The following is a 21,303-nucleotide window of genomic DNA, read 5'->3' as shown; positions in this document are numbered from 1 at the left end:
TATCAGTGGGAGAAAATAACATGAAATATGCCATCGCCCTTCTGGGCCTTCTCGTCGTCTTTGCAATGACCTATGCAGCCTCCAACAACCGCAGCGGCATCCGTTACCGTCCGCTGATCGTCATGGTGGTACTGCAGACCCTGCTTGCTTTTGTCCTGCTCAACACGGGGGTAGGAGAGTTCCTGGTCGGCGGCTTCGCCGGATTGTTCTCACATCTGCTGTCCTACGCGGCGGAGGGGATCAACTTCGTCTTCGGCGGCATAGCCAATGAGGGACAGGGCCCGTTCTTCCTGAACGTGCTGCTGCCGATCGTGTTCATCTCCGCCCTTATCGGGATTCTGCAGTATCTCAAGGTGCTGCCGTTTATTATCAAGTACATCGGACTGGCTCTGAGCAAAATCAACGGGATGGGGCAGCTCGAATCGTATAATGCCGTCGCCTCCGCCATACTTGGCCAGTCCGAGGTCTTCATCTCCGTCAAGAAGCAGATGGGGCTGCTGCCGAAGCACCGGCTCTATACGCTTTGCGCCTCGGCCATGTCCACCGTATCGATGTCCATCGTCGGCGCTTACATGCAGATGATCGATCCGAAATATGTCGTCACGGCCTTGGTCCTCAATCTGTTCGGGGGCTTCATCATCGCTTCGATCCTCAATCCCTACACCGTTACGGCAGCGGAAGATCTGCTCGAGGTGCAGGAGGAGGAGAAGCAGTCGTTCTTCGAGATGCTCGGCGAGTACATCCTCGACGGCTTCAAGGTGGCGATCGTGGTCGGAGCGATGCTCATCGGCTTCGTGGCGCTGATCGCGCTGGTCAACGGCATCTTCCAGGGCATCTTCGGCATCTCGTTCCAGCACCTGCTTGGTTATCTCTTCGCTCCGTTTGCTTTTGTCATGGGCGTGCCGTGGGCGGAGGCCGTCGCAGCGGGGAGCATCATGGCCACCAAGATGGTGTCCAACGAATTCGTGGCGATGCTGGATCTCGGCAAAGCCCAGGGCTTGTCCGCACGCACCACCGGCATCGTGTCCGTCTTCCTCGTCTCCTTCGCGAATTTCTCGTCCATCGGGATCATCGCGGGGGCAGTCAAAGGGCTGCACGAGAAGCAGGGGAACGTAGTCGCCCGCTTCGGACTGAGGCTTCTTTACGGGGCTACGCTCGTCAGTGTATTGTCAGCGGTCATCGCGGGGTTGTATCTTTAAAGCAGACACATATCTTGGAAGTACGAAAGGGGTAGGGGCATTTGAGCTCAACATTCCAAAGGATTCATGTGGTGGTTCTGGACTCCGTGGGCATCGGCGAGGCGCCGGATGCGGCGGCGTTCGATGACGTGGGAGCCGATACGCTGGGCGCCATCGCCCGGACCCGCGGCGGATTGAACATGCCGTACATGGCCGCTCTCGGCCTCTCGAATATCCGGAACATTGAAGGAGTGCCGGCGGCCGCACAGCCGAAGGCGTTCTATGGCCTGATGCAGGAAGCGTCGAGCGGCAAGGACACGATGACCGGCCACTGGGAGATGATGGGCCTGCATATCGCCACGCCGTTCCGCGTGTTCGAGCACGGGTTCCCGGATGAGCTGATTCAGCGGATCGAGGAGCATACGGGGCGCAAGGTGATCGGCAACAAGCCGGCCAGCGGCACCGAGATCATCGACGAGCTGGGAGCGGAGCACATGGAGACCGGCGCGCTGATCGTCTACACCTCGGCGGATTCCGTGCTGCAGATCGCAGCCCATGAGGAGATCGTGCCGCTCGACGAGCTGTATGCGATCTGCAAGTTCTGCCGCGAGATCACGCTCGATGATCCGTACATGCTCGGCCGCATTATCGCCCGCCCGTTCGTCGGACAGCCGGGCAAGTTCTCCCGCACGGCGAACCGCCACGACTATGCGCTGAAGCCGTTCGGCCGCACGACGATGAACGAGCTGCAGGACAGCGGATTCGACGTGATCGCCCTCGGCAAAATCTCCGATATTTTCGACGGGGAAGGGGTTACGAAGGCCGTACGCACCGTGTCCAACATGGACGGGATGGACAAGCTCGTCCAGGTGCTCGGTGAGCCGTTCAAGGGGCTCAGCTTCCTGAACCTCGTCGACTTCGACGCGCTGTTCGGCCACCGCCGCGACCCGCAGGGCTACGGCCAGGCACTGGAGGAGTTCGACGCCCGCCTGCCCGAGGTGTATGCGAAGCTGACGGACGAGGACCTGCTCATCATCACGGCGGACCACGGGAATGATCCGACGTTCAAGGGAACGGACCACACCCGCGAATACGTGCCGTTGCTCGTCTACTCGCCGCGGTTTAAGGATGGCGGCCGCGAGCTTCCGCTGCGCCTGACGTTCGCTGATGTGGGCGCCACGGTGGCCGACAACTTCGGCGTGAAGCTGCCGGACCACGGGAGGAGCTTCCTTGCCGAGCTGCAGGGCTGATCGGGCCGCTGCAGCAAGCAGCGAATCAACATACCTTACCATTACCGGGCGGGGGAGAAGCTCCTTCGCCCTCCGGACTACAGGAGGAAACAGAACATGAGTGTACATATTGGAGCCAAACCGGGCGATATCGCCGAAACCGTACTGATGCCGGGCGATCCGCTCCGCGCGAAATATATTGCGGAGACATATCTCGAGAACATCGTCTGCTACAACGAAGTCCGTGGCATGCTGGGCTTTACGGGAACTTATCAGGGCAAGCGCGTATCCGTACAGGGCTCGGGCATGGGCCTGCCGTCGATGAGCATCTACGCCAATGAGCTCATCACGGAGTACGGCGTGAAGAACCTGATTCGCGTGGGCACCTGCGGCGGCATGCAGGAGCATGTGCGCGTGCGCGATGTCGTGCTCGCTCAGGCGGCGTGCACCGATTCGAGCATGAACCGCCATGTGTTCGGCGGCTACGACTTCGCGCCGGTGGCGAGCTTCCCGCTGCTGCTGGCGGCCTACGAGCGCGGTACGGCCAAGGGCATGAAGCTGCATGTCGGCAATGTGTTCAGCTCCGACTCCTTCTACCGTGACGACAAGTCGGTCGTGCAGAAGCTGATGGCCCACGGCGTGCTGGGCGTAGAGATGGAGACGACCGCCCTCTATACGCTTGCGGCGAAGCATGGAGTGAACGCCCTGACGATTCTGACGGTCAGCGATCACCTGATCACCGGCGAAGAAACGACTGCGGCCGAGCGCCAGTCCACCTTCAACGACATGATGATCGTGGCGCTGGATACGGCGGTTTCCCTGTAAGGATATAGAAGCGGAAGCGAGGAGATACGGCGATGAGAATGGTGGACCTGATTCAGAAGAAGCGGGACGGCAGGGAACTGAGCAAGGAAGAGATTGATTTTATTATACAGGGCTATACTCAAGGGGAGATCCCGGATTACCAGGTCAGCGCGCTGGCCATGGCGATCTTCTTCCGGGATATGACCGACCGGGAGCGGGCGGACCTCACGATGGCGATGGTGCACTCCGGCGAAACGATCGATCTCTCGGCGATCGAAGGCATCAAGGTCGACAAGCACTCCACCGGCGGTGTGGGCGATACGACGACACTGGTCTTGGCTCCTCTGGTGGCGGCCCTGGGCATTCCGGTCGCGAAGATGTCCGGCCGCGGCCTTGGCCACACGGGCGGGACGATCGACAAGCTGGAGGCGATCGCCGGCTTCCACGTCGAGATCTCCAAGGAAGAGTTCGTGAAGCTCGTCAACGAGCACAAGATCGCGGTGATCGGCCAGTCGGGCAACCTGACCCCGGCGGACAAGAAGCTGTATGCCCTGCGCGATGTGACGGCAACCGTCAACTCGATTCCGCTGATCGCAAGCTCGATCATGAGCAAGAAGATCGCGGCGGGGGCGGATGCCATTGTGCTCGACGTCAAAACCGGCGCGGGCGCCTTCATGAAGAGCGTGGATGACGCCAAGGAGCTGGCGCAGGCGATGGTCCGCATCGGCAACAACGTCGGCCGCAAGACGATGGCGGTCATCTCCGACATGAGCCAGCCGCTGGGCCTTGCGATCGGCAACTCGCTCGAGGTCAAGGAAGCGATCGATACGCTGAAGGGCCAGGGGCCGAAGGATCTTGAAGAGCTCTGCTTCGCGCTCGGCCGGCAGATGGTGTTCCTGGCGGGCAAAGCGTCCTCGCTGGAGGAAGCGGAGGAGAAGCTGAAGGAAGTCATCGCAAACGGCAAAGCCCTCGAGAAGTTCCGCGAGTTCATCGCGAACCAGGGCGGCGACCCGACGGTCGTAGACCATCCGGAGAAGCTGCCGCAGGCGGCGCACCTGATCGAGGTGCCTGCGAAGGCGGACGGCGTTGTGGCCGAGATCGTGGCCGACGAGATCGGCACGGCGGCGATGCTGCTCGGCGCCGGCCGGGCGACGAAGGAATCCGAGATCGATCTGGCGGTCGGCCTCATGCTGAACAAGAAGGTAGGCGATGCCGTCAAGGCCGGCGAATCGCTCGTAACGATCCATGCGAACCGCGAGAACGTCCAGGAAGTCATGGATATGATCTACGCCAACATCCGGATCGCGGACCAGGCGGAGGCGCCTGTGCTGATCTACGGGACGGTAACGGAGTAACAGACGCGCATACTGGATAGACTTGGTTCCTGTTAGGGGACCAAGTCATTTTTTTGTTTGTGAAATCCTTGGGATGGACGGATTTACCACCGGATATCCGCAAAAAAAGGATGGCAAACCCGGCCGCAGACCGAATATGATAAGAGTATCCGGAAGTAAATACCGGGGTGACTTCACCACACTATGTAAGCGCTGACAAAAAAGCTGGTTTGTTCAGAGTATGACTACAAAGGATGAGGTGATGGCTGTGGGAACCCGCTTGCTTTCCGAACACATCATCAAGAAGCACGCTCCGCACCTGAAGTATGTCCGAATTCATTCCGGCGGCGGCCATACGGCTGTCATCTATGCCTGGAACGAGGACCTGCAGCTGAGCGAGCAGGAGGCGGTGAGGCTGCGGCGTCTTGCGGCCGGACACCTGTCACCCTATGTAAGCTACAAGGTTAAGCCCTACGACAAGCTGCAGGAGGATGGGATCCCGGCCCTGCAGGAGCTCCCGGAGATTGTGGTGGAGGCGGCCATGTCCCGCAGCGTCCAGCAAAACGAGCTGATCGCGCGGATCAACCGCGTGTTCACCATCGGACAGATTGCGTTCAACCGGTATGACGCGATTCGCAGCACCATCCATTTTGACGTCTACCTGGACCCTGGGGTCACTGCGATCGAGAGGGAGCTCTTCCAGGAATATCTGCACGAGATGATTCCGCTCGGTTCTTCCTTCGAATTGGCGTACCATTAATGGCCCGTGCCAAATACCCGTACGTAATCAATGACGACAGCTCCGGCGAACGCCGGGGCTTTTTCAGCTGCCCGTCCATGGAAGATTCCCTGAGAGAAAAAGGAAATGGAGACGTCCGCAGCGAACTCCTACATGATGTGGGATCTATGCAAGAAGCGGAAGGGCCATGCGAAGGATCTTCTGATTCCTGAGCAGGGTCTCCTTGTTCGCAGCGGCTGGAACAGATTGAATATGGGGCACTTGATCTAGCAGGAAGGGGAGAAGGTATATGGAACTCGGCTTGAAGGGAAAAGCGGCATTGATCACAGGAGGCAGCAAGGGCATCGGCTTGGAGACGGCTGTTCAGCTGGTACAGGAGGGCGCGCAGGTAGCGATATGCGGCCGCAGCGAGGAAGCGCTGAAGGCGGCGGCCGCCCGGATCCTTGAACGGACGGGGGCCGAGGTATTCTACCTGGCTGCCGATGTCACGAGGGAAGAGGACTGCAGGCGGTTCGTCGAAGCGGCGGCCGCACGGTTCGGCCGGCTCGATATCGTAGTCAACAATGCGGGCACGTCCGCGGCGAAGCCGTTCGAGCAAGTCGACGCCGCAGCCTGGCAGCAGGATCTCGATCTGAAGCTGTTCGGCGCGATCCATATCTCGAAGCATGCGATCCCGCATCTGCGCCAGGCCGGAGGCGGGGCGATCGTGAACGTGACGGCGTCCGTCGCGAAGACGCCGCCGGCTTCATCGCTCCCCACCACGGTCAGCCGCGCAGCGGGGATGGCCCTGACGAAGGCGATGAGCAAGGACCTCGGCCCGGACAACATCCGGGTCAATACCGTCTGCATCGGCCTGATCCGCAGCGACCAGATCGAGAAGGGCTGGCAGGCGGCCGCCCCGGAGAAGAGCTGGGAGGAGTACGCCCGCGATCCGAAGCACGGCGTCCCGCTGGGGCGGATCGGCGATACGGAAGAGGCGGCGAAGGTTATCACGTTCCTCGTGTCGGACGCGGCGTCGTATGTTTCCGGGACATCGGTGAATATTGACGGCGGGAAGGCCGGCGCGCTGTAGCAGGTTTCCATGCAAATGAGACATGCCGCCCAATGGCAGCATGTCTCATTTGTTTCACCAGGCCGGAGCAGCCAGCTTAGTCCACACGGATCTCGAGCAGCTCATACGTGATGACGCCCATCGGGGCGTTCACGCTGATCTTGTCCCCGACGGTCCGGTTCATCAGCGACATCCCGAGCGGGCTCTCATAGGAGATCCGGTTCTCCAGCACATCCGCTTCGGAAGGGCCGACGATGCGGTACTGGATTTTCTCGGCGAATTCCACGTCATAGAGCACCACAACGGAGCCCACGTTGACCTTCGACGTGTCGATGTTGTCGGCGATCTTGGCTTTCTTCAGCATCTGCTCCAGGGTAAGAATCCGGGTCTCGAGGAAGGCCTGGTCGTCCTTGGCGGAGTGGTATTCGCTGTTCTCCTTGAGGTCGCCGTAGCTGATCGCCGTCTTCAGACGGGTTGCGAGCTCCTTGCGCTTGACGGTTTTGAGCTCCTCGAGCTCCTGTTCTAATTTGGTGAATCCCTCGCGGGTGAGGATTACTTCTTCGTTGGCCATGTGTGCATCTCCTGAATCGTAAAGTAGTCGTGAGTAATGGAATCCTTTCCCTCCATTGTACACTAAAAAGCACCCTTATGCGAAACCCTTCCCGTAAAAATCCGGTTGGGGCCGCAGCGGTGCGGGAGGCAGACATTTCCTTCTTGCCGCCTTGGGCGATATACTAAAGGAATACATTGATCTGCACGTCCAATCCTGCTGAAGTCGAGGTGACCTTACACGTGATGCATCCGGAGCCTGCCGCATTGATCAGGGACGAGGCCGCCCGTACCGGCCGCGACCAATTCGAACTCCGCTTCGCGGCGCCTGGCGCGCGGGGGCTGGACCTGACCCTGCTGGCCGAAATTCTCACGGCGGTCCAGTACGCCGTCTGGACGCTCGATCCGCGCTGGCTGGCCAGCCACAAGAAAGTGCCCGGCGAAGTCAGCAGCGATAATGCGCTGGAGGCGGCGGCCATCCACACCGGGCCGTATGGCTTTCGGCTGGCATCGCGGCACGAAGCGGACCTGTTCGGGGCCACGCCCGCGACAGGCGCCCTTCAGGCGCTGGCGGAGCTCATGCGGGACAGCTCCGAGGAAGCGCGGCTGCGGGCCGGGCTGAAGCACCTGAGCCCACGGGCAGCGGCTGCCTACGAGCGGCTGCTGGAGCTCCTGCTGCGGACGAGGGCGGTCGTGGTGCTGCGCTGGTCGCCGCCGGGCGGCGACGGGCTTGAGGCCGCACTCCGTCCCGGGGTGCTGGAGTCGGCGTACCGTCTGCTGCAGATGACCAACGAGAGCAAGTCAACCTTCACGGCCAAGGGAACCTTGGCTGCCGTCAATATGAAGCGGGGGACCTTCCAGCTCGACAGCGAGGACGGATTTTCTTATGCGGGGAAGCTCTCCGGAGAGATTAAACAGGATATCAACAAGGGTAATAAGATCGTGGTGCCGATGAAAGCGGACGTGCTGCTGGAGGTGACGACCACCTTCAATATCAGCACGGGAAGCCGGACGGAGGCCTACAGGCTGCTTCAGCTCTACAGCCGCAGCGATGTTCTCGGCGAGGCCCAGCAGCTGCGGTTCAAGGAATCCTTGAGCCGCCTGCAGAAAGCCTACGACAAGGTGGAACGCATCATGCACCGGGAGAGCGGCGGGTACGGCGGAGAGGACCCGTATGACTCGGGGGGTGCGAGCCCTTTTACGCCGGGGGACTGTACGGAACTGCGGGAGCTCATCGGCAGTCTGGAGGAGGAGCGGCTGGCGGACGGCACACCGGTCATCAGCGATACGGCCGGAGCCGCAGTGCTGCAGGAACTGCTCGCGCCCGGCCATCCGATCGCACAGCTCGCCGAGACGGCGGAGAGCACGGCGGCGGGTCTGGGAGGCCATGATTACTACGGCGATGAGCCGGATCTCGATCCGAAGGCGCAGTCGATGCTGGCCAAGGCGGCTGATCTTCTGAGGAAGAGGGAAGCGGAAGCCTATCCCGAGCTCCGCACCCTATTGGAGCGTCTCGGCAGCGTGATTGGGGCGCTGGAGAAGCTTGTGTAGCCCTTCTGGAAGTGAAAATGTTTTCATAATTTGGTATCGGCATGCCCGCGTATGGTATCATAAGAAAAAAGCTATGGCTAGTCATCTGAGCTAGTTCCATTTTGGAGGGAACACCCATTACTAACGTTGTCCTGAATGATGCGATGAGCATGCTGCAAAAAACGAGCAGAACTTTTTATATTCCGATCAGCCGCCTGGACCAGGGACTCCGGGAAGCCGTGACCTCGGCCTATCTCTGTATGCGGGCGATCGACGAGATCGAAGATCATGAGGAGCTGGACCCCAGGGTCAAGTCCGAGCTGCTGTACGGCATGAGGGAAGCCTTCCACGGCCCGGACCTGAAGGAAGCGACGACAAGGCTGCTGGCACCTTACCAAGGCATTCTGCCGGCCGTTACGATGCAGGTTCACGAGTGGGCACTGCTTTGTCCTTCGACCATCGCTTCGACCGTATACAAATACATTGCGATGATGTCGGAGCAGATGGCCGAGTGGGTCGACCGCGAGTGGACGATCCGTACGGAAGCGGACCTCGACCGATATACATACAGCGTAGCCGGCATGGTGGGCGAGATGCTCTCGGAACTCTGGTACTGGTATGACGGCACGAAGTCGGACAGGGACAAGGCGGTGGCCTTCGGGCGCGGGCTTCAGGCGGTGAACATTCTGCGCAACCGCGGGGAGGATCTGGAGCGGGGCGTGGACTTCTTCCCGGAAGGCTGGGACTTCAACGAGATGCTGCAGTACACCCGCCGCAACCTGACGATGGCCGATGCGTATATCGCCGACCTGAAGGACGGTCCGGCGCTCAGCTTCTGCAAGATTCCGCTGGCCTTGGCCCATGCTACGGTGAAGCTCATCGCAGGCGGCGGCAACAAGCTGACGCGGGATGCCGTGCTCAAAATTGTGAACCGGCTTGGCGGGTAACCGGACAAGCTCTGGCACGACAGCGAATGCCAAGTGCAGACGGGAAGGCCTCCGTAAGGGGGCCTTTTTGCTTTGCAGAGAGACCGCCGGTCTCTTAGGGCATCGGATCGCTGCAGCCTGCCGGAGGTAAAAAATGGTGCCTGCATTCTAGTAGGAAAACGCTATCTTTTCCTTGCCTGGGCCATCTCCCCGTGATACACTATGCTACAGATTGGATCATCCGTCCGGCGTGCCGGACTGGCGGACGGCTTCCATCATGTGGTACGGCGGAGTGCGGTACAGAACGGACAGGAGCGAATGCATGAACAAGAATCCACAAGTGATGCGGCAGAGCATCGAGTCTTCAAGGCTGAACATCGAGATGTCGGCCATCCAGCTCATCGACCAGCTGTCGGCCGAGCTGGAGAAGGACTATCCGCACATCGTCCTTGATTCGATCCGGGTCCGGATCGCTCAAGTACAGGAGTGGAGAGCGCGCGCGGATGCGGAGCTCGACAGGCTGCTCGTGCTGTACTGTCCGGAGGCGGGAGAGCCCTCCCGGTAGGATCCCGTTCTCGGGGCGGCTTGTCCCGTGCATGGAGGATCGGACAAGCAGGGCGTTCCACGGCAGACCCATTCGGAATCGGGAAAACCGCCGCAACGGCGGTTTTTTTGATGTGCACGCCGTGTCGGTGCGGTACGCTTTCATGGACTTTGTGTAAACGGCTTGACATCAAAAATTAGAATATGATATATAAAAACAAGAAGTGTTAGCACTCCTTAGTTTTGAGTGCTAATGCCGGAGAGGCACTATCCCTCATCATGCATCTGCCCGCAGCCGCCGCAGGGGCGGAACCCTATCTTTTTTTAGAATCTGAAAGGAGCTTTCTTTCATGGCTGTTAAAGAGTTCAAAGCCGAATCCAAACGACTGCTGGAGATGATGATCAACTCCATCTACACCCAGAGGGAGATCTTCCTCCGGGAACTGATCTCAAACGCCAGCGACGCGATCGACAAGATCTATTACAGGGCGCTGACGGACGACAAGCTTGTATTTGATAAGGAAAACTATTACATAAAGGTGACGGCCGACAAGGACTCCCGCACGCTGACGATCGCCGATACGGGCATCGGCATGACGCAGGACGAACTCGAGACGAACCTCGGCGTTATCGCGAAGAGCGGCTCGCTGGCCTTCAAGAAAGAGAACGAGCTGAAGGACGGCCACAATATCATCGGACAATTCGGCGTAGGCTTCTATTCGGCGTTCATGGTGGCGGACGAGGTGACGGTCGTGAGCCGTGCGCTGGGCAGCGACCAGGCGTATAAATGGCACTCGAAAGGCGCGGACGGCTACACCATCGAGCCGTCCGAGAAGGAGTCCGTGGGCACCGAGATCACCATGAAGATCAAGGAGAACACCGAGGACGACAACTACGACGAGTTCCTCCAGGAGTACCGCCTGAAGGCGATCATCAAGAAGTACTCCGACTTCATCCGCTACCCGGTCAAGATGGACGTCAAAGTCCACAAACCGAAGGAAGGCGAGGAGAACGAGTTCGAGGAGCAGGTGGAAGAGCAGACGGTCAACAGCATGGTGCCGATCTGGCGCAAGAACAAGAGTGAGCTGACAGCCGAGGACTACGAGAACTTCTACCAGGAGAAGCGCTATGGCTTCGACAAGCCGCTGACGCACCTGCACATCAGTGCGGACGGCGCGGTGGTGTACCAGGCGATCCTCTACATTCCGGAGAACCCTCCGTTCGACTACTACACCAAAGAGTACGAGAAGGGGCTTGAGCTGTATTCCAACGGCGTGCTCATCATGAACAAGTGTGCGGACCTGCTGCCCGACTACTTCGGCTTCGTGAAGGGGATGGTCGACTCCGAGGATCTGTCGCTGAACATCTCTCGTGAGATGCTGCAGCATGACCGCCAGCTGAAGCTCATCGCAAAGAACATCAAGAACAAGATCAAGTCGCAGCTTGCTTCTCTGCTCAAGGACGACAGAGAGAAGTACGAGCAGTTCTTCAAGGCGTTCGGCCGCCAGCTGAAGTTCGGCGTCTACAACGACTACGGCATGAACAAGGACGAGCTGCAGGATCTGCTCCTGTTCTACTCTTCCACGGAGAAGAAGCAGGTGTCCCTCGAAGAGTACGTTGCGAGAATGCCGGAAGACCAGAAGTACATCTACTACGCCTCCGGCGAGTCCATCCAGCGCATCGAGCGTCTGCCGCAGACGGAGCTTGTGGCGGACAAGGGCTACGAGATTCTGTACTTCACCGACGACATCGACGAGTTCGCGATCAAGATGATCCGCTCGTACAAGGAGAAGGAATTCCGTTCCGTCTCGAGCGGCGACCTCGGCATCGAGCCAACGGCTGACGAGAAGCAGGATGAAGCGCAGGAAAGCGAAACGAAGGACCTCTTCGAGCACATGAAGAGCGTGCTGTCCGACAAGGTGAAGCAGGTACGTGCGTCGAAGCGCCTCAAGTCGCATCCGGTGTGCCTGACTACGGAAGGCGATGTCTCGATCGAGATGGAGAAGATCCTGAAGCAGATGCCGAGCGGCGGCGACGTGTCCGCGGACAAGATCCTCGAGATCAACGTGAACCACGAGGTGTTCCAGTCGCTGAAGAACGCGTTCGAGCAGGACAAGGAGAAGCTGGGCCTGTACACGAACCTGCTGTACAACCAGGCGCTGCTGATCGAAGGCCTGCCGATCCAGGACCCGGTCGACTTCACGAACGATATCTGCAAGATCATGAAGTAAGGATAGTACTAAAAGAAGCTAATAGCGAAGCCCCCGGCGACCGGGGGCTTTTTTTGACTATACAGATAGGCCGGCGATACGGCTGGGCTTATGCTAGGGCAGGTCCCTCTCGGTCACGGTGCCGTCTGGGGCGACGCGGGTCTCGCGGATGGTATCCCCGAGCTTCCGATAGAGGGTATAGCCGCTCATGTTCAGGCTGTCCGGTTCATGGTGTACGAAGAGCTGCAGTGCCAGCTTTCCGCTCATCAGCGCTTCCCGTTCTAAGGCTGCAAGCTTATAGGCCCCTGCGGTATTAGCTTCCGGGACGGCCGGGTCCGAATACAACGGAGAGAGTGGGAATTGGTCGGTGACGAAGCGATATTCCCAGCTTCGGGTGCCATGGGCCGCATCATACACCACCCGCGGGGAGTTGCCGAGCAGTCTTCGCACATCGTTTCGGGAGACGCCCGGTGCCAGTTTCTCGAGGATAGTGCGGGACGGCGGCTTTGTAAGCGTGAGAGTCTTTGCGGAGTCCAACGCAGTGTAGCTGAGCCTATGGCCGGTAAGTTCCGCCAGCTGGTTGATCGCTACGAACACCTTGCCGCGGTGCATCAACAAGCCGGGATAGAGAGTCCGGGGGCGGCCGTTGGAGTCGGATTGGAGTACCCCGTCCAGCGTAACCTGAACCGAATCAATCGAGTCCACCGATACGCTCGGAAGATGTGGGGATGGGGGAACATCCATGCCCTGCGGGTGGTTTTCACCGATCTTTTTGCTTGTTTTCAGAATGAGGTGCTTCGCCTGTTCGTCGTATTCGGCAGTCAAATCCAGCAGTCCGGCACCGACCTCCAGCGGATAGTAGATGTGAGCATAATAATTGAGCGGCATGCTTGTAAGACGGACATATCCGCTGTCGAGCCGTACATTGAGATCGGGCATGACATAGGCTTGAGCGGCTCCCTTGCTCGTCCCCTCGGAAGTGCCCGGGCTGAACAGCGGCTCGGTGACAAGCAGGAACGACTTCCGGCTGGAATCCCATTCCGAACGGAAGCCCATGACCGCGCTCCAAAAATCGAACGGAACCAGCACCTGATTCTCAACCTGCAGCGCCGGTCCGGAGAGCGTGCCGATGACCTGCCGCTTCTCATTGCGGACCTCCGCGCTGCCGGTACTGATCTTCCAGCGGCTTTTCCAAGGGGTGATCAGGGTGACTTCCTTGGACGTGCCGTTCCACTGAGCATCGCCGCCGAGCATCGTCATCAAGCGGTAGACAGGGAAGTAGGCCTTATCATTGAGATAGATCGGCTCCTGAAATTCCTCCCAAGGGCCAAGGGCAGCAAGGCCAGCGTTAAGGGAGATGTCGATCTGCTTGCGGGCCCACATCCGCCGCTCGAGGGGGGCACCCGGTGAAGTAGCCAGCTCCCCACTCGTCAGTTCCATGACTCCATTAATCATGCTGCTATCCGAGTAATATCCTGTCGTATTCGGATACCGCGCCAGCCCCTGTACCAGCTTATTCAGCTCTGTGCGGCTCAGCTTCCGGGAGTGTAGAACGGCTGCCGCCAGCTCCGCACGGGGACCAAGCTTTTCCACAGTCTCCTGCGTGATCCCTTGATCCAGCAGCTGTCTCGCGGCCTCCACCTGCGCGGGTGTGCGCTGATCCGGAAGTGCCTGCTCGGCACGAATTCCTGCCGGCGGAAGGGCAGACATCAGTGCAGCCGCCAGCAGCACGGCGGACAGTCCATTCCTCCTTCGTTTTTTCACAGGCTAACCCCCATTTCCATAAAATACCTACCCCACAGACGGATGCCGGAGGAGGAATGTTGCATGGAATGGGGAGCGGCGGCATCTGCTGGACACTGTCGCGGAAGGAATGCTAAGGTGTAAGGAAATGGCTTCCAAACCAAGGAAAGGGTAAAGAGGCGGGGATGACAAAGAGAAACATGAACGGGGAGGCTGCTGCGTCTTGGAATGTGATGACTTGTACAGAAAGCTGCTGGACGATGGGATTGCCGAGCCGGAGGAAATCCGGGGCTGCAGTGAGGAAGAAGTAAGAGGATTTGAGAAGGAGAACAACCTTCGGCTGCCCGGCCACTACCGGAATCTTCTGCTCATGGCCGGACATGGAGCGGGAAGGCTGCTGCGCGGAACGGATATCCATTGGGGTCAAGTAACCGGCCTGAGAGAAGCGACGGAAGAGCTTCTCTCAGAGAAATCTGATGGGGATCATCCGGCGGTGTATCTCTATGTGGAAGGCAGTGATGCACCACGGAAGATCTATCCCACGTTCGATATGTTCTTGCTCGAAGAACTGAAGCTGGCCAAGCAGGCGGCGAAATGGGAAGCAGGGGACTGAATAATGAAGTCCGGTTTAATGAAACGGAAGGCGGGAGGCGACTGTGAAGCCAATGCATTTCTTATTCCAGAGCGGACAGCGTGTATGGGAGCCGCTGTATCAGCTCCAGATCGAGCCGGAGCCCTTCGAAAGGGAGCTGTTCCAAAGCGCACCGCTGCGCAGGCTGAAGCATGTGCACCATTATGGGGCCGGCTCGCTGATCAGCCGCATGGTGCACTCCCGGCTCGAGCATACGATCGGGGTCTGGACGCTGGCGCGGCACTTTTTCTCCGGGTGGAGAGAGCTCCACGCCGCTGCGATCGTCCATGATACCGGGCATCTGCCGTTTTCCCATTCGATCGAGCGGGTGCTCGGGTTAAATCATCATCAGTACACGGAGAGGGCGATCTTAAGCGACCCGCTCGCCCCAATTCTCAAGCGTCACGGGTTAGCGCCGCATGCCATCATAGATCTGCTGAACCGGGACACGCCGCTGTCCCACCGGTCGGACTTCCTCGGTCTCGATCATCTCGACAGCTTCCTGCGGGATACCTGGTCAGCGGGGCAAGCTGAACGGGCCCCTGCAGAGCTGATGCGGCGGCTGAGCTTCCGCGGACCGTACGCTGAAGCGGACGAAGAGGCCGCGGTGCACCTGATGAAGGCCATCGCCGCAGACCACCGCATCTTCCTGAGCCCGATGTTCCTGGCCGCGGACGAGCTGCTCGGCAGGGCGGCCGCTCTGCATGTGGAGCGGGGGCTCCGGGGGCCATCGATGCTCTCGCCGCCATGACGGACTGCGAGCTGACGGCATGCCTTGCGGACTGTGACTCCCGCGAGGCCCGGCGCTGCATGCAGGTCCTGCTGCAGGAGCCGCACCGCATTGTACCTTGTCCGGCAGATACCCGCGGTGCCCTGCGTGCAGAGGTTCGCAAGGTGTATGCGAAGCGGCCGCTGGTGAAGGGAAGGCCGGCGGAAGAACAGCATGGAATCATCCGGCGGCTGGCGGATGAACTGGAAGCCCCTGCGCGGTTCGCACTATTTTCTAATCGCCGAAGCAGAGTAAAAAGCTGTGGAATAGAATCATTCCACAACTCATAATTGGAAAAATATGTAAAAAGTAATTTGGGGCGTATCCTAGCTATAGAATAACCGATCGGTAAGAATAAGTCTATATTTTTCTGTCTATTCCCCGTATAGTTGCATTACTGCTTCCGCGGAGCGGTAACAACGTAAGGAGCGTGGGATATGAGTACCGAAATGAAAGAACAGCGGCTTATCACTTGGGGGCTGCTGCTGGGCTTGATTCTGTCGTCCATCGACCAAACGATTGTCGCTGCGGCCATGCCTAACGTACTGGGCGAATGGGGAGCGCTCTCGCTGTACAGCTGGGCATTCTCGGCCTATATGCTGGCTTCGACCGTCACGATGCCGCTCTATGGCAGGCTAGCGGATTGGTTCGGACGTAAGATCACATACATGGCCGGGATGGGACTCTTCCTCCTCGGTTCGCTGCTGTGCGGGATGGCCGGCGGCATGGGCTCATTCACCGCATTCCGCGCAGTTCAGGGACTGGGGGCGGGAGCCCTGATGCCGGTCGCCTTCACGATAGCTGCGGATGTGTTCCCCCCGGAACGCAGAGGCCGTTTCATGGGCTTGTTCAGCGCCGTATTCGCAGTTAGCAGCATCGTGGGGCCGGCACTGGGCGGATGGATGACGGAGCTTTGGAGCTGGAGGGGGATCTTCTGGATCAATCTTCCGATCGGTGCTGCCGCCTTGTATTTCGTGAGCAGGGGACTGCAGGAGGGAGACAGAAGGCCGGTGAGGCCTTCCATCGACTGGTGGGGGGCGGTGCTGCTGACGGGAGGGGTCACCTCGCTGCTGCTTGCCCTCGTCATGGGCGGGACTTCGTACCGTTGGGGTTCCGTTCCCATTATGGGACTGTTCTCCGCTTCGGCGGTGCTGCTCGGCGCTTTCATCCGTGTAGAGCTGCGCGTGAAGGAGCCCGTCATTCCGCTCGGGCTGTTCCGGCGGAAGACCCTGGGGTACGGCAGCCTGGCCGGTTTCTTCGTCAGTGCGGGCATGTTCGGGGCGATCATGTATGTCCCTCTGTATGCGCAGGGAGTCATGGGGCTCAGCGCTTCAGCTGCCGGCTCGATGCTTACGCCTCTGATGCTGTCGGCGGCGGTCACGTCCATGGCCTGCGGACGCTGGATGCTCCGTGCCACCTTCCGGGGAATCCTGCTTCCGAGTCTATCGCTGATGCTGGCGGGCTTCCTGCTCTTGAGCCGGCTGGATGCCGATTCTTCCCTGTTGGAGCTCCTGCTGAGTCTCACCGTTACGGGACTTGGCATGGGCGCGGTCTACCCGGCTCTCGGAACGGCGGCGCAGCATGCGGTGACATGGCAGGAGAGAGGGGCGGCGACGTCCTGCTCCCAGTTTTTTCGCTCGATCGGCGGTACGCTGGGGGTCAGTGTCCTGGGAAGTCTGCTGGCAGGCCGGATGACGGTGCTTCTGGAGCCGGCGGCAAAAGGGCAACTCAGCGCAAAGGGGCTGCAGCTTGCGCCGGGCACCCATCTGGAGCAGCTTCTGCTGGACCCGGCCGGCAGAGCATCCCTGCCACCGGAGGCGTTGAAGGCAGCCGAGGCTGCACTGGGCTCGGCGATCGGGGAAGTCTTCCTCGCGGGGGCGGTGTTCGTGGGTATCGGGCTCACGGCCTGCACCCTGCTCGGCAGAGCCCGGCTGGTTCAGTCGTCCTCATAAGATCAAGAAGATGAGTTCAAGCTCGAAGGGAAGCGGAGAAGCACCCGCATAATTCCCGTATCCATCCGCTGCCGGACAAATTCTAAGCGGGCCGCAAGTTCCATACGATTAGAGTAGAGAGGGAGCGGTCTGGGCAGGGCAGCCACGGAGGCGGAAGGCGGGTGCATACGGATGTCATTTTTCGAGAAAGTGAAGCAGAGTGCGGCGGAAGCGGCAAGACTGGCGCAGATAACCCTGGAGGTCACGAAGCTGCAGACTCAAATCTCTTCACGTGAAAAAGAAATCGAGAGAAAGCAGCTCCTCGCCGGTCAGGCGGCGGTGGATGCGTATAAGGCTGGCGACTTGAAGGCGGCGGAGCGGGTGGTGGCAGGTCAGTCTGCCGCGATTGCCGCCCTGCAGAAAGAAATCCTGCGGCTGCAGGCGCAGATCCTCGCGGTGAAGAACGAGAAGGTATGTCCATGCGGCAGCCACCTGCCGCAGCATGCGCTGTTCTGCTCCAAATGCGGGCATAAGTTCACCGGAAGTGGATCCGCTCTGCCGGGAGCGGGTGGACGCGATCCGCTGTAGCAGGGGAGGGAGAAGATTAGCCGGGAAGGACGGAATCGTGTCCCTATTCCCGGCTTTTTTTGCTGCAGTGTCATGTACAAGCCGAGGACAGCTTATTTGAATTGTAAACAATTTAATTTGACAAAATAAAATAAGTCGTGTACGATTACATTGTGAACAATTTAAATCAGAATCAGAATCGGAAACGGGGAATGAACATGAGCGCATTGTATACAGCGGAAGTTACGGCCACCGGGGGCCGTCAAGGAAAGGTCGTATCGGCGGACGGCGTGCTGGATGTGGAGATCAAGATGCCGAAGGCGCTTGGAGGTCCGGGAGGGGAAGGCACGAATCCCGAGCAGCTCTTTGCCGCCGGGTACGCAGCCTGCTTCGATTCGGCGCTGAACCTGGTCATCCGCACAAAGAAGGTGCCGGGAATTACCCACACCTCCGTAACGGCGCATATCTCGATCCTAAGCGACGAAGCGGACGGAGGCTTCAAGCTGGCCGGCGTGCTCGAGGTTTATATCGAAGGGGCGGACCGCGAGACGGCACAGATGCTGCTCGAAGCGGCCCACGGCGTGTGCCCGTACTCGAAAGCGACCCGCGGCAATATTGATGTGGAGTTAAAGCTGGTTTAACGGCCGCCGGGCGGGTTAAGTGAAGAGTCTGACGCTGCTGCTTGAGATCTATGGCGCGGGCCGAATGGTGCAGCGGTGGGGATTGTCAGTCAAGAGAGCCGCAACGGATACGAGTTAGGAGAGCCGGCAGCCAAGTTGGTAGAGAGCGGCGGCCTAATAAGTCAGCGCCCCGAAGCCGGCTCAGCAAGGCCGGTCAAGGCTGCCGGCGATGAAGCTGCCGCTGTAAAGCGGACATCCCGAAAACCCTCAAGGCATGAGCCTTGAGGGTTTTCGCCGTTTGCATGTTTAGAGCACCGAGATCAGGACCAGAATCCACCCGGCCAAAAAAGCCAGGCCGCCCAGCGGCGTAATCGCCCCCAGCTTGCGGATTCCGGTAAGGCAAAGCGCATATAGGCTGCCTGAGAACAGAACGATGCCCGCGAAGAGCAGCAATCCGGCCGTCTCCAGCAGTGACGCATCCGGCATTTGTCCGGAGAGCACGCCGATCAGCAGAAGCCCCAGCGCATGGGCCATATGATATTGCACCCCGGTCTGGTATACTTTCATGGCGTCTTCGGACAGCTTGTTCTTCAGCCCGTGTGCGCCGAACGCCCCGAGGGCGACGACGAGGAACATATTCAAGCTGCCCAGTACGAGTAATGATGTCATGACTATAACGCCTCCCAACGAAATACTACCGTTTTTGGGCGCCTTCCGTCAACGCCGCCGCGCTGTCGAAATCTTGCTGTCGTAGCCGGCAGGCATGTCAAACGGCGGGCCCGCGGGTTATACTGGCGGTAGGAGGTGGGCTTCATGGAACCCGAGCTGTTCGACCGAGTCTACGAGACGATCGCAAGAAAAGAGGACACCTATGACGGTGTGTACTATACAGGCGTGCTGACGACGCGCATTGTGTGCCGGCCTTCCTGCCGTGCGCGCACCCCGAAGAAGGAGAACATCCGGCTGTACCCCAGCGTGGAGGCCGCCGTCCAGGCCGGCTTCCGGCCCTGCAAGCGCTGCAGGCCCGAGACGCCGGGACCGCATGGCCCGGATCGAGCCCTGGCGGCACAGGTGGATGCCCTCATCGCAGCGGGCTATGGGGGCCCGCTGACGCTGAAGACGCTGGCCGCGCAGCTGGCGGTTTCGCCGTTTCACCTGCAGCGGACCTACAAGCGGGTGACCGGGCACAGCCCGGCGGTTCAGCTCCAGAGGGTGAGGCTGCAGGCGGCCCGGGACCAGCTGGCGGACCCTTCCGTCTCCATGGCGCAGGCGGGGGCGGCGGTAGGCTTCCGGAGCCCGTCGCATTTTGCCGTGTGGTTCCGGCAGGAGACGGGACTGAGCCCCACGGAGTACAGGGAGCGCCACGCAGGCGGACACCTAAAGGAGGATCAGCAGTGAAGACAGACCAAAGGGATAGAACAGAAAACGCTAAAGACGGAATCGTTTATTACACTCCGTTCCAGGCGCTCGATGAGACATGGACTTTGTTCGCCACGGAGGGGGGGCTCTGCCGCATCCATTTCCCGCATGAAGGGCTGGAGTCGGCCGCCGCCTGGCTGAAGCGCCACCTGCCCCAGGCGGTTCTCACGGAAGACCGGGAGGCGTTCCTGCGTAACGGCACGGCGGAGACACTGGAGGCTTACTTTGCGGGGAAGCCGGCGCGCTTCGAAGACATGGCGCTGGATCTGCGCGGCACACCGTTCCAGCAGAAGGTGTGGCGGGAGCTTGGCCGGATTCCCGCCGGCACGACCCGAACCTACCGCGAGATCGCGGAGGCGGTCGGCAGCCCGCAGGCCGTAAGGGCTGTGGGAGCGGCCAACGGCGCGAACCCGCTGCCCGTGATCTTCCCCTGCCACCGGGTCATCGGGGCGGACGGCAGGCTGACCGGCTACCGCGGCGGACTGCGGATCAAGCAGGCGCTGCTGGAGCTCGAGGGGGTGAAGGGCCTTGTCGCTGCAGGACACGCGCGATTTGACTTTTAGGCTGGCGGTGCCGCCCGACTTCCGCTTCACTCCCTGTCTGGATTACATGGCCCGGTCCGACAACGAATCCCTCTTCGAGGTCAAGGACGGCGGGGTGAACCGACTGCTCTGCCTGGCGGGCGGACCGGTGGTGCTTCGCATCACAGAGGAGGAAGAGCAGCTATTGACGGTCCGCATACTGGCCGGAACGTGGAAGGGAGCGGAGGCAAGGGAGGAAGCCGAGCGCTATATCCGCGACTGGTTCGACCTGGAACGGGATCTTGCGCCGTTCTACCGGATGGCGGAGGGCCACGGCGTTCTGGGCGGCCTGACGCGGGAGTTCCGCGGCCTCCGGCTGGTCGGCGTGCCCGATCTCTTCGAGGCGTTGTGCTGGGCGATCGTCGGCCAGCAGGTTAACCTCGCGTTTGCCTATACGCTGAAGCGCCGGCTGACTGAGGCCTACGGAAGCTCGCTGGAGTGGGAGGGGCGGGTGTACCGCCATTTCCCCAGCCCTGAGCAGCTGGCCGCTGCGGAGCCGGACGCGCTTGGCGCGCTCCAGCTTACGCGGATGAAGTCCGCCGCAATGCTCGATGTTGCCCGGCGGATGAGCGAAGGGACGCTGTCGAAGGAGCGGCTGCTCTCGCTCGGCAGCTTCCGGGCAGCGGAGGAGCAGCTGCTGCAGATCCGCGGGGTAGGGCCGTGGACCTCGCAGTATGTGCGGATGCGCTGCCTGCGGGATCCGGAGGCCTATCCGGCAGGGGACGTGGGGCTGCATAACGCAGTACGCGTCCTGCTCGGGATGGACCGCAAGCCGACCCTGCCCGAGCTGGCGGAGCTGTTCGCGGCTTGGCCCGGCTGGGAGGCCTATGCTGCCTTTTACTTGTGGCGCTCGCTGTACTAGCGCGGGCGGGCAGCCGGGAGGCCGGCCTATAGGAACCGCTGCATAGAGGAATTTCATCTCATGCCTGAGAGGCGCATGCCTCTCTTT

At 60.2% G+C, this 21,303-nt stretch carries 21 protein-coding genes; 18 read left to right on the top strand and 3 right to left on the bottom strand.

The genetic code is table 11. From position 1 onward, the window contains the following. Positions 1–20: 20 nt before the first annotated feature. The 6 genes from ACP26L_RS22050 to ACP26L_RS22025 all read left to right on the top strand — a co-directional run bounded on the left by ACP26L_RS22050 (position 21) and on the right by ACP26L_RS22025 (position 6,356). Complete coding sequence (locus ACP26L_RS22050) at positions 21–1,199, top strand: NupC/NupG family nucleoside CNT transporter (RefSeq protein ID WP_426446388.1); 1,179 nt, start codon at positions 21–23, stop codon at positions 1,197–1,199. Between the two features lie 41 nt (positions 1,200–1,240). Further along, positions 1,241–2,428: a phosphopentomutase gene (deoB, locus tag ACP26L_RS22045; protein WP_426446387.1), complete on the top strand. Its 1,188-nt coding sequence runs from the start codon at positions 1,241–1,243 to the stop codon at positions 2,426–2,428. A gap of 96 nt (positions 2,429–2,524) precedes the next feature. Further along, positions 2,525–3,232 carry a purine-nucleoside phosphorylase gene (gene deoD, locus ACP26L_RS22040; protein WP_013918983.1) on the top strand — a complete coding sequence of 236 codons (708 nt, stop codon included), beginning with the start codon at positions 2,525–2,527 and terminating at the stop codon, positions 3,230–3,232. 32 nt (positions 3,233–3,264) lie between these two features. Continuing rightward, complete coding sequence (locus ACP26L_RS22035) at positions 3,265–4,566, top strand: pyrimidine-nucleoside phosphorylase (RefSeq protein WP_426446385.1); 1,302 nt, start codon at positions 3,265–3,267, stop codon at positions 4,564–4,566. Between the two features lie 220 nt (positions 4,567–4,786). Then, positions 4,787–5,305, top strand: coding sequence for a hypothetical protein (locus ACP26L_RS22030; protein ID WP_426446383.1), 519 nt, complete (start codon positions 4,787–4,789; stop codon positions 5,303–5,305). 268 nt (positions 5,306–5,573) lie between these two features. Then, a complete protein-coding gene (locus ACP26L_RS22025) occupies positions 5,574–6,356 on the top strand; it encodes an SDR family NAD(P)-dependent oxidoreductase (protein WP_426446381.1) in 783 nt (260 codons plus the stop codon). A gap of 76 nt (positions 6,357–6,432) precedes the next feature. On the opposite strand, the gene greA is transcribed toward ACP26L_RS22025, so the two are convergent. Then, on the bottom strand, positions 6,433–6,906 hold the full coding sequence (gene greA, locus ACP26L_RS22020) for a transcription elongation factor GreA (protein WP_426446380.1): 474 nt from the start codon (positions 6,904–6,906) through the stop codon (positions 6,433–6,435). A gap of 224 nt (positions 6,907–7,130) precedes the next feature. On the opposite strand from greA, the gene ACP26L_RS22015 reads away from it, so the two are divergent. From ACP26L_RS22015 to htpG, 4 genes are all read left to right on the top strand, one after another. Beyond that, entirely contained in the window at positions 7,131–8,435 is a 1,305-nt protein-coding gene (locus ACP26L_RS22015) for a hypothetical protein (protein WP_426455046.1), read from the top strand. A gap of 143 nt (positions 8,436–8,578) precedes the next feature. Beyond that, positions 8,579–9,361, top strand: a complete 783-nt coding sequence (locus ACP26L_RS22010) for a squalene/phytoene synthase family protein (RefSeq protein WP_426446378.1) — start codon at positions 8,579–8,581, stop codon at positions 9,359–9,361. Between the two features lie 301 nt (positions 9,362–9,662). Then, a complete protein-coding gene (locus tag ACP26L_RS22005; protein WP_426446376.1) occupies positions 9,663–9,905 on the top strand; it encodes a hypothetical protein in 243 nt (80 codons plus the stop codon). Between the two features lie 328 nt (positions 9,906–10,233). Continuing rightward, positions 10,234–12,114 (top strand): molecular chaperone HtpG, encoded by a 1,881-nt coding sequence (htpG, locus tag ACP26L_RS22000; RefSeq protein WP_426446374.1) that lies wholly within the window; start codon positions 10,234–10,236, stop codon positions 12,112–12,114. 93 nt (positions 12,115–12,207) lie between these two features. On the opposite strand, the gene ACP26L_RS21995 is transcribed toward htpG, so the two are convergent. Next, on the bottom strand, positions 12,208–13,857 hold the full coding sequence (locus ACP26L_RS21995) for a stalk domain-containing protein (RefSeq protein WP_426446373.1): 1,650 nt from the start codon (positions 13,855–13,857) through the stop codon (positions 12,208–12,210). A gap of 217 nt (positions 13,858–14,074) precedes the next feature. Between ACP26L_RS21995 and ACP26L_RS21990 the strand changes: the two genes are divergently transcribed. The 5 genes from ACP26L_RS21990 to ACP26L_RS21970 all read left to right on the top strand — a co-directional run bounded on the left by ACP26L_RS21990 (position 14,075) and on the right by ACP26L_RS21970 (position 18,375). Further along, entirely contained in the window at positions 14,075–14,449 is a 375-nt protein-coding gene (locus tag ACP26L_RS21990; protein ID WP_426446371.1) for an SMI1/KNR4 family protein, read from the top strand. 52 nt (positions 14,450–14,501) lie between these two features. Continuing rightward, positions 14,502–15,218: an HD domain-containing protein gene (locus ACP26L_RS21985; RefSeq protein ID WP_426446370.1), complete on the top strand. Its 717-nt coding sequence runs from the start codon at positions 14,502–14,504 to the stop codon at positions 15,216–15,218. Positions 15,219–15,673: 455 nt separating this feature from the next. Continuing rightward, positions 15,674–17,188 carry an MDR family MFS transporter gene (locus ACP26L_RS21980; RefSeq protein WP_426446368.1) on the top strand — a complete coding sequence of 505 codons (1,515 nt, stop codon included), beginning with the start codon at positions 15,674–15,676 and terminating at the stop codon, positions 17,186–17,188. Positions 17,189–17,359: 171 nt separating this feature from the next. After that, positions 17,360–17,755 carry a hypothetical protein gene (locus ACP26L_RS21975; RefSeq protein WP_426446367.1) on the top strand — a complete coding sequence of 132 codons (396 nt, stop codon included), beginning with the start codon at positions 17,360–17,362 and terminating at the stop codon, positions 17,753–17,755. A gap of 197 nt (positions 17,756–17,952) precedes the next feature. Beyond that, entirely contained in the window at positions 17,953–18,375 is a 423-nt protein-coding gene (locus ACP26L_RS21970; protein WP_426446365.1) for an organic hydroperoxide resistance protein, read from the top strand. Positions 18,376–18,660: 285 nt separating this feature from the next. Here ACP26L_RS21970 and ACP26L_RS21965 read toward each other — a convergent pair whose 3' ends face one another. Beyond that, entirely contained in the window at positions 18,661–19,023 is a 363-nt protein-coding gene (locus tag ACP26L_RS21965) for a DUF423 domain-containing protein (protein WP_426446363.1), read from the bottom strand. A gap of 144 nt (positions 19,024–19,167) precedes the next feature. On the opposite strand from ACP26L_RS21965, the gene ACP26L_RS21960 reads away from it, so the two are divergent. Genes ACP26L_RS21960 through ACP26L_RS21950 form a run of 3 tightly spaced genes read left to right on the top strand, consistent with a single transcriptional unit; the run spans position 19,168 to position 21,216 of the window. Continuing rightward, entirely contained in the window at positions 19,168–19,752 is a 585-nt protein-coding gene (locus tag ACP26L_RS21960) for a bifunctional transcriptional activator/DNA repair enzyme AdaA (RefSeq protein ID WP_426446361.1), read from the top strand. Beyond that, entirely contained in the window at positions 19,749–20,336 is a 588-nt protein-coding gene (locus tag ACP26L_RS21955; protein WP_426446359.1) for a methylated-DNA--[protein]-cysteine S-methyltransferase, read from the top strand. Before ACP26L_RS21960 ends, ACP26L_RS21955 begins: the two co-directional genes overlap by 4 nt. Then, positions 20,302–21,216, top strand: a complete 915-nt coding sequence (locus ACP26L_RS21950; protein ID WP_426446358.1) for a DNA-3-methyladenine glycosylase family protein — start codon at positions 20,302–20,304, stop codon at positions 21,214–21,216. The genes ACP26L_RS21955 and ACP26L_RS21950 overlap by 35 nt, the downstream gene beginning before the upstream one ends. The last annotated feature ends 87 nt before the right edge of the window (positions 21,217–21,303 follow it).

The sequence above is a fragment of the Paenibacillus sp. S-38 genome, from assembly GCF_049942825.1.
In the GTDB taxonomy this organism is placed as follows: domain Bacteria; phylum Bacillota; class Bacilli; order Paenibacillales; family NBRC-103111; genus Paenibacillus_G.
This window is presented reverse-complemented; position numbering and strand designations above follow the sequence as displayed.